We start from the raw sequence: 12,709 nt of genomic DNA on the forward strand, positions 1-12,709 counted from the left end.
GGCCTTCGGAGTACAAGCAAAGTGATATCGTAATTTTGCCATTTTTTATCGTAAAACAATAAAAATACTCATTCGAAGGGGAGTTCATCCGATGAGCGTGATCGCGTTTCCTTACCCCGCACCGGTCGAGCCGCGGCTGCGCCGCATCGGACGGATCGTGGCGATCGGCGCGCTGGTCTGCATCGTCGGGGCGGTGCTCGCCGTGCCGCTGCTCTGGTCGAGCGACGAGCTGCTGCGGCACTGGATCGCGACACAGTCTCCGCTTGGGGGGCGGCCGTTCACCCTTCACCTCGGCACGCGCTTCATCGGCGCGCTGATCAGCCTGACTGGCCTTGCGCCTGTTCTCTACGCCTTGCTGCAACTCTCGATGCTGTTCTCGCACTTCGCGCGCGGCGAGGTGTTCGTGACCAAAAACGCCTGGCGGATCCGCCGCATGGGCCTGGCGCTGATCGCCAACGCGCTGATCTCGCCTTTGGTGCAGATGCTGACCACGATCAACCTGACGCGGGCGAACCAGCCGGGCCAGATCGTGGTGATGTTCGGCATCGAGCAGTCGCAGGTGCTGTCGGTGCTGAGCGGCCTCGCGCTCGTCGCCTTCGCCACCGTGATGGCGGATGCCGTCCGCCTGTGGCACGAGAACAGCGAGATCATCTGACCATGCCGATCATCGTCAATCTCGACGTCATGCTTGCCAAGCGCAAGATCAGGTCGCGCGAACTCGCCGCGCGCATCGAGCTCACCGAGGCGAACGTCTCGCTGCTGAAATCGGGCAAGGTGCGCGGCATCCGCTTCGACACGCTGGAGCGGATCTGCGCCGTGCTCGACTGCCAGCCCGGCGACATCCTGGAATACGTCCCCGACAGCACGGACGACGCGCTGGAGCCGCGCGCGGCCGACCGCAAGTCGGCCTAGCCAGGCTTTCTCAACTCAAGCCCCTTTCAACTTAGGACTGGAGACGTCTGCGATGGACCGCCTCGTGCGCGTTCTTGCGAGCGCGACTGCGCTTGCGCTTGCCGGTTGCAGCTCGGTGCCGTTGACATCGATCCCGCGGCTTGCCCGCATCGATGCCAGGACGACGGATCTGTCGATGCTGCGCGTCGCCGTGCAATTGCCCGAGGTGCTGCGGCCGCGCTCGGGCGGCGTCAAGCTCGACGTCGTCACCAAGGTGACGGGAGAAGCCGAGACCAGGACCAGTTTTGCCATGATGGAGATGAGCGAGGCGCGCGATCGCGGCGGCCTGCCGGCGCCGCCGCCGGGATCTGCGACCCACGCCTATCGCCTGTCACCGGCCGATGCCGCGCGTTTCGAGGCGCTGCGCGCAGCCATGGTCGAGCAGGGAAAGCAAGGCAAGCGCGGGTCGATGGGGCTCGGCGCCGCGGCCAAGGAATTCTGCCGCGCCAACGCCGCGCCGCAGGCCGCTCTGCCCGTCACGATCTATCTGATGACCTCGGAGACGAAGAGCTTCGTCCCCGTCGTCAGCGATTTCGACATGCTCAGCGATCCCGCTCTGGCGGAAGGCCTGGAATCCATCCAGCCCTGCGGCCAGTGACCGCAAGGCGCAGGCTCAATAGCCGAACTGCTCGCGCAGGATCCGCTCTTCCAGGCTGTGGCCGGGGTCGAACAGCATCCGCATCGAGATGGTCTTGTCGGACAACACCTCGACGCGGCGGACGTCGCGGACTTCGTCGTGGTCGGCGACCGCCGCCACGGGGCGCTTGTCGCCCTCCAGCACCTCGATCACGACATAGGCCGTGTTGGGCAGCAGCGCGCCGCGCCAGCGGCGCGGGCGGAAGGGGCTGATCGGCGTCAGCGCCAGCAGAGCCGCGTTGATCGGCAGGATCGGTCCCTGCGCCGACAGATTGTAGGCGGTCGAGCCGGCCGGCGTCGCCACCATGATGCCGTCGGCGATCAGCTCGGGCATTCGCTCGCGCTCGTCGATCATGATCCTCAAGCGCGCCGCCTGATAGGTCTGCCGGAACAGGGCAACCTCGTTGATGGCGTGGTGCAAATGGACGCGGTCGTTGACGTCGGTCGCACGCATCAGAAGCGGATTGATCTCGGATTCATGCGCAGCCTCGAGCCGCGCGCGCAGATCGTGCGTCGCGTATTCGTTCATCAGGAAGCCGACGGTGCCGCGATGCATGCCGTAGATCGGCTTTCCCGTGTGCATGTTCTGGTGCAGCGTCTGCAGCATCAAGCCGTCGCCGCCGAGCGCGACCACGATGTCGGCCTCCGCAGGGGTGCAATTGCCGTAGTCCCGGGTGAGCTGACCGATGGCGGCCTGCGCCTCGCTGCTCGGGCTGGCGACGAAGGCGATCCGGTCGTATCGCGGGGATTTGGTCATGGCTTGTGGGGCACGGCCGCTGGCTGGAGGAAATTCCGCCGGGCTCGTCTATACGAGGTGGACCTGCATTGTCGAGGATCACCGTTCCCCAAGGCAAACGGGCGGGTGGTCGATCCGGAGAACAAAACGGGTTGATATGAGCCGGCGCGGGCGCGCCATCGACTAATGATCCCGCAAACCGTCGCAATTCCCCGCTAGCTTCGCGGTGCATCGGCTATGACAGCCGGGCAGGGAGAACGATCATGCTCACGATCTTGCCGACGCTGCGACGAACCGGGCTCGTGCTGGCGGTGTCCGCGGTCGCGCTCGCGAGCGTCGCGCGCGCGGAGGATCCGCCGCAGCCGCGCGTCGAGGCGGCCTCGCCGGCGGGCCAGAAGGGCGGCCGTGGCGGTGGCGCGCAAGGTGCGGCGCAGGCGTCGCCGTCGGCGGCCGAGCCGCACCGTCTCCCGCCTGACGCGACCACCCGGCAGACGCTGGAGCTGCCCGGCCGCACCCTCAATTTCGCCGCGACCGCGGGCTCCATCCGCGTGTTCGACGGCGGCAAGGGCGAGCCGCTGGCCGACATCGCCTATATGTCCTACCAGCTCGACGGCGCCGATCCCGCCACGCGGCCGGTCACGTTCCTGTTCAACGGCGGGCCCGGCGCGTCCTCGGCGTGGCTGCAGTTCGGCGCGGCCGGTCCGTGGCGCCTGCCGCTCGACGGCGAGGGGCTGTCGCCGTCGGCCTCGCCCGAGGTGAAGCCGAACGCGGAGACCTGGCTCGACTTCACCGATCTCGTCTTCATCGATCCCGTCAGCACCGGCTACAGTCGCTTCGTCGCGAGCGGCGAGGACGCGCGCAAATCGTTCTATTCCGTCGACGGCGACGCCAACACCATCGCCCTGGTGATCCGCCGCTGGCTCGAGAAGCACGATCGCCTGACCTCGCCGAAATTCGTCGCGGGCGAGAGCTACGGCGGCATTCGCGGGCCGAAGGTCGTGCGCCAGTTGCAGATCCAGCACGGCGTCGGCATCAAGGGCCTGATCCTGGTGTCGCCGCTGCTGGACTTCCGCGAGTTCACCGGCACCAGCCTGCTGCAATACGTCGCGACGCTGCCGAGCTACGTCGCGGTGGCGCGCGAGGCTAAAGGGCCGCCGGTCAAGCGCGCCGATCTCGCCGACGTCGAGGCTTACGCGCGTGGCGAGTTTCTGGCCGACCTCGTCAAGGGCGAGGCCGACAAGGAGGCCACCAATCGTCTCGCCGACAGGGTCGCCGCGCTCACCGGCATCGACCAGGAGGTGAGCCGCAGGCTCGCCGGCCGTTTCGACGTCGGTGAATTCCGCCGCGAGCTCGATCGCAAGAACGGCAAGGTGACGGGACGCTACGACGCCTCGGTGCGCGGTTTCGATCCCTATCCGGATTCCAGCAGCTCGCGGTTCGGCGACCCCTCGGGCGATGCGCTGCAGGCGCCGCTGACGAGCGCCGCGGTCGACGTGCTCACGCGCAAGCTCAACTGGCGGCCCGACGGTTCCTACGAAGTGCTCAACGGCGCGGTCGAAGGCCACTGGGATTTCGGCCGCGGCATCAACCCGCCGCAATCGGTGTCCGAGCTGCGCCAGATCCTCGCCACCGATGCCAGGCTGAACGTGCTGGTCGCGCACGGCCTGTTCGACCTCGCGACGCCCTATTTCGGCACGAAACGCGTGCTCGATCAGTTGCCGGCCTTCGCGACGGAGCGCGTCAAGTTCGTCGTCTATCCCGGCGGCCACATGTTCTATTCGCAAGGCGGCTCGCGGCAGGCGTTTCGCAGCGAGGTCGAGGGAATGATCAGGGAGTAGGCCGGCGCTTGCGCGGCGGATAGCGCCGCGCGATCTCCTTTGCCACGACGCCGGCAGGCTTGATGTCGGCGCCCGCGATCCAGACGTCGCTGACCTTGCCGCGCTTGTCGCGGATGCGGCGCACGGGCTCGCCATGGCTGGCATAACCGGTCGCCCAGACGAGCTTGCCGGTGTCGCGGCCGGTGACCTCGATCTCGCCGGCATCCATGAACGGATTGATGAATTGCGGATTGGCGACGAGCACGCGATTGCCGACAGGGACGAGATCGGTCGCGCCCCAGATCGTCCACCAGCGGCCGGTCCAGTCGCGCACGCGGCGCTCGGCTGCACCGCGTGTCTTGAAGGTGCGCAGGATCTGCATCGCGCCGTCCATCCAGAACGGCGCCCCGCCGTCGATGGAGTTGCTGATGATGCTAATCGTGAGCTCGCAGGCCGGGATCGAGCAGGTCCGGGAGATGTAGCCCTGGAAGTGTCCGCCGTGACCGAACCAGTCCCAGCCGTCGGTCCTGCCGGCGCTGATGCCGAGGCCGTAATAGGCCTCGAGGCTTTGCGGGATGCGCCAGTGATGCCGCGTCATCTCGCGGCGGCTCGCGGCTGACAGCATGCTCTTCTTGGCGTTGGGAGCGAGCTGCGCGAAGAAGCGCGCGGTATCGCCGGCGGTGGCGGCAAAGCCCGTCGCGGACGCCATTGCATGCGTGCGATTGTCGCCAGGGATCACGCAGCGCACGCCGAGCGGCACGCGGCGCGTGTGGCCGCGCGCGAACGGTGCGCCCTTGGGAAGCGGCGCGTCCGGCTCGGTCGCGCGCAGGCCCGCAGGCTCGATGATCTCGCGCTTGATCCAGACGGCGTAGGGCTCTTTCGTGACGGCCTCGATCACGAGACCGAGCAGGCCAAAACCGTGATTGGAATATTTGAAGCGCGTGCCGGGCTCGATCGCGGTCGGCAGCTTCAGCTCCGCGAGCAATTCCTTCGCGTCGAGATAGGGGCGGCGATCGATGAACTGGCCGGAATCGGCGCCGTCGCGCGTCAGGCCCGCGCTGTGCGACAGCACCTGCGCGATCGTCGTCTCGGCGACGCGCGGATGCAGGCCGCCGACATGCTGGCCGATGGGATCGTCGAGCCGGAGCTTGCGCTGCTCGCGCAGCTTCATGATGCCGGTCGCGGTGAAGCTCTTGGAATGGGAAGCGATGCGGAAGAGATGGCGCGGGGTGAGCTTCTCGCCGGTGTCGAGATTGGCAAGACCGAAGGCATGCTCGGCGACGATTTGGCCGCGATGGACGAAGGCGATGACGAGGCCGGGCTGCTGGATGGTCGTCAGCTGGAATTCGATCCAGGAGCCGATGTAGTCGATCGCGGATCGCAGCCACGGGTCCATTGCGCTACCAATTTGCTGGGGGGAGATTTGGTGCGCAAAGCTAGCCGAGAAAGCAGAACGGGCACAACCCCTGGGGGTGTGCCCGTTCGCATCGGTCGAAGATGCCAAACGTTTGGTCGACAGGCCGTCAGTAGACGAGCGTCGCGCCGGTCGGCTTGTCGAGCGCGGTCGCAAGCGAGCGATATTCGGAGCTGTCGGTGCCGGCGAGCGAGGCGATCTTGTTCAGATGGTACTGCGCCTGTTCGCGGTTGCCCTGCTCGAGCTGCCAGAGGCCGTAATACTGCCAGGTGCGGACGTGGTTCGGATCGTCCTTCAGCGCCAGCTCGTAATAGACCTTCGACGACTGGTAGTCGCCGAGCTTGCGATAGGAGTAGCCGATCAGATTGGCGACGTCGGCGACGTCGTCGCGCTTGAGCGACTTCAGCTGGCCGATCGCGCCGTTGTAGTCGTGGCTGTCGTAGATCGTGGTGTAGGCGGTGCGGTAGGCGGCGAGGAATTTCGGATCGTTGACGGAAGAGCTCTTCTTCTTGCCCTTCTTGGACGAGGAGGAGTCGGACTTCGGCGGCGAGGAGGGCTCGTCGCTGCCGGCGGCATAAGCGCTGGACAGCACCGGTGCGGCCGCCAGCGACATGGCGACGAGTCCCGGCAAGACAAGCATTGAGAGTTTGCGCATCTAAGTTCTCCCGTATGGAACGTGGCGATCCTACACGATTGCCTGAAGACCGGAACACCCGTCCGGCAAAAACATTCCCGCATCGCACGATCCCCCGGCGCAGATGACAAACTTGTCATCGAGATGAACGGGAGCCTGCAATCGGCTTCAGATCGGGTTCAGCGCGCGCCCCCTAGGCTCCCACCCACGATCGAAGGGGTGGCGAGAGGGCGCCGCCTTCAGATCCTTCCAAGAGGAGACCACCATGCTGAAGACCATTTCCGCAGCCTTGCTCGCCGCTTCCGTGATTGCAGCCCCGGCCTTCGCGGCCGAGGCCGGCAAGACCACCACGACCACCCCGGTGATCAAGGCGGACCAGGCCCAGACCAAGGCCTCCACCACCGCCGCGAAACCCGAGGCCGGCATCAAGGCCGATGCCAAGACCGACGCCAAGGCGGCTGACGTCAAGGCGGACGCCAAGATGGACAGCAAGTCGAAGGCGATGAACGCCAACGCGGCCGTGACGCCGGACGAGCACAAGACGGTGCGCACGCATCGCCATCACCACAAGCATCTGTCGGCCAAGAAGTCGCAGAAGGCGCAGCCGGACCTCACCAAGCCGGCGACCACCGAGAAGCGCAGCTAACGACTGATCCTGCACGCGGTGGCATCCCATTGCCCCGCCGCCGCGTCAGGGCTTCAGGCCCATCCGCCGTCCCGGCGCCGTGCGCGAAAGCGTGAGGCGCCGGCGGCGGGATGGTGCGTTGGTCGCAGCGCTTCCTCGCGGACGCGCGAATTCCCTTTGCGCAACCGAGCGGCTAGAACGGCTTTCGAGTCTGTTCGAGCGGAGCGCATGACCTGTGGGGCGATTGGCGAAACTTACGGTGCGCCTGGCATTGATCCTGGCCTTGCCGCTGGCGCTGACGGCCTGTTTCGGCAGCGATAATGACCGTCCGACCTTCATGGGCGGGGCCCAGGCCGGCGGGCCGCAGCCCTTTCCGGACAATTTCCGCAGCGACACGCTGGCGCTGATGCGCACCTATCTGAACAACCCGGTCGGCGTGCGTGAGGCCGGCATGGCCGAGCCGGTGCAGCGCGAGGTCGGCGGCCGGCAGTTCTATGTCAGCTGCCTGCATTTCACCCCCCGCGAGAGCGACGGCAGCTATAAGGCGATGCGCGAGCGCGCCGTCATCTTCGTCAACGGACGGGCGGACCGTGTCGTCGACCGGACCAACGAGCTCTGCGCCGGTGCGGTTTACGTACCCTTTCCGGAACTCGAAAAGATGGCGCGGTAGCACAAAGCCCGCCTTCATCGGCTGGTGCTAGAACGATTGGCGCCGGAGCTGCTGGATCACATTTCGGGGAGCTTTGAACGGGGCGATTTCGTCGTGCGACAAATCGTTACGGAGGGCCGTGCGCGGGCGAGAAAAACAGCCGGCGCGGGGCCACGTGACGGAACAAAATCGCGATGTTGCCACCCCGTCACAGTTAAGAACGATCAACGTTCCGGCATCGCCGCGAAGCAACCCAATTCACGCCACGTTGTTTCCTGAGTGTCGTAAATGAAAGAACGGGGATGATCATGAAATCGATTTTGCTGGGTGCAGCCGCTCTGCTTGCGCTGGCCGCGCCGGCCGCCGCCGCGGACATGCAGCCGCGCACCTATACCAAGGCTCCGGCCTATACGTCGCCGCAGGTGATCTACAACTGGACCGGCTTCTACATCGGCGGCCATGTCGGCGGTGCGTTTGCCGGCGACAGCAGCTTCCAGTCCAGCGACGCCCGCTTCATGGGCGGCGTGCAGGGCGGCTTCGACTACCAGTTCGCGCCCAATTGGGTGGTGGGTATTGAGGCCCAGTATTCCTGGCTGCCGACCAACAACAACGGCGTCACGTTCCCGCTGGGCACGCAGGTGACCTCCAACACCGACCAGATCGGCTCGGTGACCGGCCGCATCGGCTACACCTGGGGACCGACCCTGGTCTACGCCAAGGGCGGTTACGCCTGGCGTAACAACAATCTCGGCGTCAACATCGCCGGCGTGCCGCAGGCCTTCACCACGACGGGCAACAGCAAGGACGGCTACACCGTCGGCGCCGGCCTCGAATACATGTTCGCGCCGAACTGGTCCGCCAAGGCCGAGTACCAGTACTATAATTTCGGCAGCACGACCTTCACCGCCGGTCCGGCCGACATCGTCGGCGTTCGCGGCCGGGAGGACGAGCATACCGTCAAGGTCGGTGTGAACTATCGTTTCGGCTGGGGCGGTCCGGCAGCCTCGCGCTACTGACCCTTTGCCCGCGACCACGCGTCTAACAAAGGCCGGCTCTCCGCCGGCCTTTCGTTTGTCCTGCGGCGGTTTGTCCCCGGCGTCCCGTCGGCCAGCCGCGGCATTTGCAATGCGTGAACCATCTGGCGCGTCATTTGCAAACAAACATTCCGTCGCGCGCCTTCTCACGCGCGTCATGGGACTTGGGTAAAGCAAAAATAATTTTTGCCGCTTACGGAACTCGCGCTCCGGAAAGCGTTATATGAGAATTACCGGGCTGGTGGGACGACGGACATGCGTATCTTGATGTCGGCAGTGGCGCTCTCGTGCTTCATTTCCTTGCCGTGCTCTGCACAGACAATCCTCAAATCCGAGCCTTTGATGCTGGCGCCCTACGAGGTGGCTTTCGTCAAGGACGCATCCTGCCCGTCGGGCAAGGTGCTGAAGGTCACGGGCGCGATCCGCGGGCTGCACCGCCGCAAGGCCTGTGTCGCTCTGGCCGGTGAGCAGGCTTCGCTGGCGACCGCGACGCCCTGATCCTCGGCCGCTTTCGCCGGCAAAACCTCAAGAATTGAGCTGAAGCTCCATCCTGGACTGCCGTTCGGCCTCGGCCTTGTTCTTGGCGGGGTCCTCGCCCTGTGCTGCCGGGCATGGCTTGATCTCGTAGTCATTGTCCAGCACGCGGCGCGGCCCTGGGCGGTCCTCGTCGGCGCTGACGTCCACGACCAGGCCGCTGCGGTGGGCGATCTTCCAGACGTCGGATTCGCTCGGATAGGCCTTGCTGATCTGAGCGTCGTTACAAAACAAAGCGTAGGGCATTTCTTCCCGCTCCCGGAAAACCCGTTAACTGTCGCACGGGCCAGCAGGTTCCAGGGGGAGGGCGATCACGGGGCCGTGATCGAGGCCGCCGGGCTCTGAGTCCTTAACGAGTCCTGAATCGCGAAAAAAAGAATCCCTGGGACTCATTTGGCGGAATCAGCGGATGTTTCCGGCCATGACGAGCGACCTCAAGACCTCTTGCGGGCACATGCTTCTGCCGCTGACGCTGGCGCTGGTGAGCGCCTGCGCGGCCAACCTCTGGCTGGTTTGGTCCTGGTTATAGGTCCTGGTTATAGGTCTTGGTTATAGGTCCTGGCTGTAGGCCCCTGACAACGGGGCAGTCTTACTTTTTGGCCGAGGGCCCGGAGGCGTCGCGAATGGCGGCGCGCAATTTGGTCAGGGTTTCGGCACAATACTCCTCGCGCTCGCGCTCGAACCGCTCCTGATGCCTGCGGAAATTGGCGATGCGGGCCTGCATCTCGGTGCGGAAATCGCCGATCGGCCGCGGGGGCGGGAGAGGCATTGGCGAGGGCGGCGGCGCGGGAGCTTTCGCCAGCTCGATCTCGACGCTGGCGGTCTCCACCGCGATCACCTCCGCCCTGACGATTTCGGTCCTGACGGTCGGCACAGCCGGGGGCGCCCCGGGCTGAAGGACATCATCCTTCTTGCCCGTCACCGATTGAACGAAAGCCATTGTCTGCGCGATCAGGGCGTCGCGTTCGACGATCCACTTCATGATCCACCTCAGCCGGCTCCATTCCAGCAAAGCCGCTGCGCCGAATCAAGGTGGTTGGCAAGGGATTGCATATTTTTCCCGGTCGCCCGAGAGTGGGGAATGGATTCCGGGAAAGAACGTTCGGACGAAGCGGAGGGCTTGAGGCTCATCCGCGCGTTCCTGTCGCTCCCGCCCGACAAGCGGGCGGAGGTGATTGCGTTCGTCGAGGAATTGGCCCGGGCTCATGGTCGGCCGGAAGAGGGCACCAAGGCCTCGCCCAGGTAGCGCTCAGGCGCGATATGATCGGGATCGATCGTCATCGCACATCGGCCCGTGGGCCGGAAAACCGCTTGTTGAATCGGGGCTTCAGCGCTGGCGCGGATTGACGTTGGGCTCGAACGGCGCGCCCACCACCCGAACCGGCGTTTGCAGCGATGCCTGGGGGACCTCGGCGGTTGCCTGCTCGGCGACCAGCCTTTCGGTCGGTGGTCCCATGGCCGGCTCGAGCAGCGTCAATGTGCCGGCCACGGCGCCGCAGCACAGCATCACCGTCGCCAGCAAGAACATGTTTCGATTTTCTTCTCTGATCCGCATGGGCCGACAACGACTGACGCCCGGCTGCAGTTCCGCATCGGCTAGCGCCGCGAAAACAGGCTGAAGCTTACGCGAAGCTTACGTCGATCGGCGGAACAGTTATTTTTCCGTAAGAGCACCCATGTCATTTGGGATTAAATTTTAACGTCCGCCGGTTCCAATGCACGGTGCTGGGACAACGTCTCGGCACAATCATTGGTTGGGGCGGCAGAGATGAGCTTTTTGAACAATCTGAAGATCGTGTGGAAGGTGGCGCTGATCGTGGCGGTGATGGGCTGCGCGATGATCGCCGTTGCGGGCTTCGGCACACGCGAGCTCTCTGCGACCGTCGATGGCTTCGGCGAACTCGCCGCCGCCCAATCCTCCGCGCTCAACCTCGCCCGTGCCCAGCGCCGTACCGAGACATATCATGCCGCACTTTATGCCGTCCTCACCGAGGCGACCGAAGCCGGCAATGTCGCCCGCCTGAAGACCGCGAACCAGAACCGCGACGAGATCCGCCAATATCTCGATGCCGCCGAGCAGGATGATCCGCAGCGCGCCAACCAGATCAGGAGCATCGGTGATCAGCTCAAGGCGGCATTCGTCGGCTGCGACCCGGTGCTGAAGGCGGGATCGCAGGCCAGCAGCACGGAAGAAAATGCCAAGGCCGCCGACCGCGCCCATAAAGAGTGCGATCCGCTGCTCGATGCGGCCCTGGCCCGCATTGCTCAATTCACCACCGAGACCGCGCAGGCCGTCGCCAAGCGCAAGGAGGCCATCAACCGCGATGCCCAGGCTGCGACCTGGACGGTGGTCGGCGTCAGCGCCGGCGGCCTGATCCTCGGCATCGCGATCGCGCTGTTCATCGGCCTCAAGGCGATGTCGCAGCCGATTGCCCGGCTCAAGCTCGCCATGGAGGGCCTTGCCCGCAACGATCTCAAGATCGACGTGCCCGAGAAGGACCGTAACGACGAGATCGGCGAGATGGCGAAGACGGTCGAGATCTTCAAGACCAACGGACTCGAGGTCGAACGCCTCAAGGCCGCGCAAGTCGAAGTCGAGAAGCAGGCCGCCGAGCAGCGCCGCCGCGACATGGTCAACCTCGCCGACGGCTTCGAACGCGCGGTCGGCGAGATCATCGACACCGTCGGATCCGCATCCACCGAGCTCGAAGCCTCGTCCTCGACGCTGGCGACCACCGCGCAGCGCGCGCAGGAGCTGACCTCGGTCGTCGCGGTCGCCTCGGGCGAAGCCACCGGCAACGTGCAGTCGGTCGCGACCGCCACCGAGGAGCTGTCCTCGTCGGTCAACGAGATCAGCCGGCAGGTGCAGGAATCCGCGCGGATGGCGGGTGAGGCCGTCGCTCAGGCCCGCACCACGACGGAGCGGGTCAGCGAGCTCTCGGTCGCGGCGACGCGGATCGGTGACGTCGTCGAGCTGATCAACACCATTGCCGGCCAGACCAACCTGCTGGCGCTGAACGCCACCATCGAGGCGGCACGCGCCGGTGAGGCTGGCCGCGGCTTCGCCGTCGTCGCCGCCGAGGTGAAAACGCTGGCCGAGCAGACCGCGAAGGCGACCGGCGAGATCAGCCAGCAGATCTCGGGCATCCAGACCGCGACCCAGGAATCCGTCGATGCCATCCGCGACATCTCCGTGACCATCGAGCGGCTCTCGGAAGTGTCCTCGACCATCGCCGCGGCCGTCGAGGAGCAGGGCGCCGCGACCCAGGAGATTTCGCGCAACGTGCAGCAGGCCGCGCACGGCACCCAGCAGGTCTCCACCAACATCACCGACGTGCAGCGCGGCGCGGCCGAGACCGGCTCGGCTTCCTCGCAGGTGCTCTCGACCGCCAAGATGCTGGCGAGCGACAGCACCCGGCTGAAGGACGAGGTCGGGAAATTCCTGCGGACCGTGCGTACCGCCTGAGATCCGCGCGGCGGCTCGTTCCGCCGCGCCCTCGATCAGGCCAGCAGGAAGCCGAGCACGAACACGAGCAGCATGGCCGTCATGACGACGGCTGCCACCGCGCCGGCGACGATCCTGGTTTTCTCTCGGGGCGTGGTGGGGCGCATGGCATGCGCAGGCTAACCCATGTTGAAATCCGATCCAATCTGTGGTTGCTGACCGTCCCTGCGCGGG

The 12,709-nt window shown here is 65.6% G+C and carries 16 protein-coding genes; 10 read left to right on the forward strand and 6 right to left on the reverse strand.

Features of this window, described 5'->3' with window-relative positions; translation table 11 throughout:
• The first annotated feature begins 91 nt into the window (after positions 1 to 91).
• Genes QRQ56_RS02400 through QRQ56_RS02410 form a run of 3 tightly spaced genes read left to right on the forward strand, consistent with a single transcriptional unit; the run spans position 92 to position 1,549 of the window.
• Entirely contained in the window at positions 92 to 655 is a 564-nt protein-coding gene (locus QRQ56_RS02400) for a DUF2975 domain-containing protein (protein ID WP_438737402.1), read from the forward strand.
• 2 nt (positions 656 to 657) lie between these two features.
• Positions 658 to 912 carry a helix-turn-helix domain-containing protein gene (locus QRQ56_RS02405; RefSeq protein ID WP_438737404.1) on the forward strand — a complete coding sequence of 85 codons (255 nt, stop codon included), beginning with the start codon at positions 658 to 660 and terminating at the stop codon, positions 910 to 912.
• Between the two features lie 52 nt (positions 913 to 964).
• Entirely contained in the window at positions 965 to 1,549 is a 585-nt protein-coding gene (locus tag QRQ56_RS02410; protein WP_438737406.1) for a hypothetical protein, read from the forward strand.
• Between the two features lie 15 nt (positions 1,550 to 1,564).
• Here the strand turns inward: QRQ56_RS02410 and QRQ56_RS02415 are convergent, their stop codons facing one another.
• Positions 1,565 to 2,344, reverse strand: coding sequence for an NAD kinase (locus tag QRQ56_RS02415; protein ID WP_438737407.1), 780 nt, complete (start codon positions 2,342 to 2,344; stop codon positions 1,565 to 1,567).
• 242 nt (positions 2,345 to 2,586) lie between these two features.
• On the opposite strand from QRQ56_RS02415, the gene QRQ56_RS02420 reads away from it, so the two are divergent.
• Complete coding sequence (locus QRQ56_RS02420; RefSeq protein ID WP_438737409.1) at positions 2,587 to 4,161, forward strand: S10 family peptidase; 1,575 nt, start codon at positions 2,587 to 2,589, stop codon at positions 4,159 to 4,161.
• On the opposite strand, the gene QRQ56_RS02425 is transcribed toward QRQ56_RS02420, so the two are convergent.
• A complete protein-coding gene (locus tag QRQ56_RS02425; RefSeq protein WP_438737411.1) occupies positions 4,151 to 5,536 on the reverse strand; it encodes a serine hydrolase domain-containing protein in 1,386 nt (461 codons plus the stop codon). The genes QRQ56_RS02420 and QRQ56_RS02425 overlap by 11 nt on opposite strands.
• Before the next feature lie 127 nt (positions 5,537 to 5,663).
• Positions 5,664 to 6,209, reverse strand: a complete 546-nt coding sequence (locus QRQ56_RS02430; RefSeq protein WP_438737413.1) for a tetratricopeptide repeat protein — start codon at positions 6,207 to 6,209, stop codon at positions 5,664 to 5,666.
• Positions 6,210 to 6,453: 244 nt separating this feature from the next.
• Between QRQ56_RS02430 and QRQ56_RS02435 the strand changes: the two genes are divergently transcribed.
• The 4 genes from QRQ56_RS02435 to QRQ56_RS02450 all read left to right on the forward strand — a co-directional run bounded on the left by QRQ56_RS02435 (position 6,454) and on the right by QRQ56_RS02450 (position 8,994).
• Positions 6,454 to 6,834, forward strand: a complete 381-nt coding sequence (locus QRQ56_RS02435; protein WP_438737415.1) for a His-rich protein BRANT — start codon at positions 6,454 to 6,456, stop codon at positions 6,832 to 6,834.
• 253 nt (positions 6,835 to 7,087) lie between these two features.
• On the forward strand, positions 7,088 to 7,483 hold the full coding sequence (locus QRQ56_RS02440; RefSeq protein ID WP_438740048.1) for a hypothetical protein: 396 nt from the start codon (positions 7,088 to 7,090) through the stop codon (positions 7,481 to 7,483).
• Positions 7,484 to 7,770: 287 nt separating this feature from the next.
• Positions 7,771 to 8,478 carry an outer membrane protein gene (locus tag QRQ56_RS02445; RefSeq protein ID WP_438737417.1) on the forward strand — a complete coding sequence of 236 codons (708 nt, stop codon included), beginning with the start codon at positions 7,771 to 7,773 and terminating at the stop codon, positions 8,476 to 8,478.
• Between the two features lie 273 nt (positions 8,479 to 8,751).
• A complete protein-coding gene (locus tag QRQ56_RS02450) occupies positions 8,752 to 8,994 on the forward strand; it encodes a hypothetical protein (protein ID WP_438737418.1) in 243 nt (80 codons plus the stop codon).
• A 27-nt stretch (positions 8,995 to 9,021) separates the two neighbouring features.
• Here the strand turns inward: QRQ56_RS02450 and QRQ56_RS02455 are convergent, their stop codons facing one another.
• Positions 9,022 to 9,276, reverse strand: coding sequence for a hypothetical protein (locus QRQ56_RS02455; protein ID WP_438737420.1), 255 nt, complete (start codon positions 9,274 to 9,276; stop codon positions 9,022 to 9,024).
• A gap of 343 nt (positions 9,277 to 9,619) precedes the next feature.
• A complete protein-coding gene (locus tag QRQ56_RS02460) occupies positions 9,620 to 10,012 on the reverse strand; it encodes a hypothetical protein (protein WP_438737422.1) in 393 nt (130 codons plus the stop codon).
• A gap of 99 nt (positions 10,013 to 10,111) precedes the next feature.
• On the opposite strand from QRQ56_RS02460, the gene QRQ56_RS02465 reads away from it, so the two are divergent.
• Positions 10,112 to 10,276: a hypothetical protein gene (locus tag QRQ56_RS02465; protein WP_438737424.1), complete on the forward strand. Its 165-nt coding sequence runs from the start codon at positions 10,112 to 10,114 to the stop codon at positions 10,274 to 10,276.
• 81 nt (positions 10,277 to 10,357) lie between these two features.
• Here the strand turns inward: QRQ56_RS02465 and QRQ56_RS02470 are convergent, their stop codons facing one another.
• Complete coding sequence (locus tag QRQ56_RS02470; RefSeq protein WP_438737426.1) at positions 10,358 to 10,558, reverse strand: hypothetical protein; 201 nt, start codon at positions 10,556 to 10,558, stop codon at positions 10,358 to 10,360.
• Positions 10,559 to 10,798: 240 nt separating this feature from the next.
• Between QRQ56_RS02470 and QRQ56_RS02475 the strand changes: the two genes are divergently transcribed.
• Complete coding sequence (locus QRQ56_RS02475; protein ID WP_438737428.1) at positions 10,799 to 12,496, forward strand: methyl-accepting chemotaxis protein; 1,698 nt, start codon at positions 10,799 to 10,801, stop codon at positions 12,494 to 12,496.
• Positions 12,497 to 12,709 lie beyond the last annotated feature (213 nt).

The sequence above is a fragment of the Bradyrhizobium sp. U531 genome, assembly GCF_051710265.1.
Lineage (GTDB): Bacteria > Pseudomonadota > Alphaproteobacteria > Rhizobiales > Xanthobacteraceae > Bradyrhizobium.

What these genes read in the sequence shown, in the direction of transcription:
- QRQ56_RS02400 (WP_438737402.1), top strand. Translation starts at nt 92, where the DNA reads ATGAGCGTGATCGCGTTTCCTTACCCCGCACCGGTCGAGCCGCGGCTG.
- QRQ56_RS02405 (WP_438737404.1), top strand. Translation starts at nt 658, where the DNA reads ATGCCGATCATCGTCAATCTCGACGTCATGCTTGCCAAGCGCAAGATC.
- QRQ56_RS02410 (WP_438737406.1), top strand. Translation starts at nt 965, where the DNA reads ATGGACCGCCTCGTGCGCGTTCTTGCGAGCGCGACTGCGCTTGCGCTT.
- QRQ56_RS02415 (WP_438737407.1), bottom strand. Translation starts at nt 2,344, where the DNA reads ATGACCAAATCCCCGCGATACGACCGGATCGCCTTCGTCGCCAGCCCG.
- QRQ56_RS02420 (WP_438737409.1), top strand. Translation starts at nt 2,587, where the DNA reads ATGCTCACGATCTTGCCGACGCTGCGACGAACCGGGCTCGTGCTGGCG.
- QRQ56_RS02425 (WP_438737411.1), bottom strand. Translation starts at nt 5,536, where the DNA reads ATGGACCCGTGGCTGCGATCCGCGATCGACTACATCGGCTCCTGGATC.
- QRQ56_RS02430 (WP_438737413.1), bottom strand. Translation starts at nt 6,209, where the DNA reads ATGCGCAAACTCTCAATGCTTGTCTTGCCGGGACTCGTCGCCATGTCG.
- QRQ56_RS02435 (WP_438737415.1), top strand. Translation starts at nt 6,454, where the DNA reads ATGCTGAAGACCATTTCCGCAGCCTTGCTCGCCGCTTCCGTGATTGCA.
- QRQ56_RS02445 (WP_438737417.1), top strand. Translation starts at nt 7,771, where the DNA reads ATGAAATCGATTTTGCTGGGTGCAGCCGCTCTGCTTGCGCTGGCCGCG.
- QRQ56_RS02450 (WP_438737418.1), top strand. Translation starts at nt 8,752, where the DNA reads ATGCGTATCTTGATGTCGGCAGTGGCGCTCTCGTGCTTCATTTCCTTG.
- QRQ56_RS02455 (WP_438737420.1), bottom strand. Translation starts at nt 9,276, where the DNA reads ATGCCCTACGCTTTGTTTTGTAACGACGCTCAGATCAGCAAGGCCTAT.
- QRQ56_RS02460 (WP_438737422.1), bottom strand. Translation starts at nt 10,012, where the DNA reads ATGAAGTGGATCGTCGAACGCGACGCCCTGATCGCGCAGACAATGGCT.
- QRQ56_RS02465 (WP_438737424.1), top strand. Translation starts at nt 10,112, where the DNA reads ATGGATTCCGGGAAAGAACGTTCGGACGAAGCGGAGGGCTTGAGGCTC.
- QRQ56_RS02470 (WP_438737426.1), bottom strand. Translation starts at nt 10,558, where the DNA reads ATGTTCTTGCTGGCGACGGTGATGCTGTGCTGCGGCGCCGTGGCCGGC.
- QRQ56_RS02475 (WP_438737428.1), top strand. Translation starts at nt 10,799, where the DNA reads ATGAGCTTTTTGAACAATCTGAAGATCGTGTGGAAGGTGGCGCTGATC.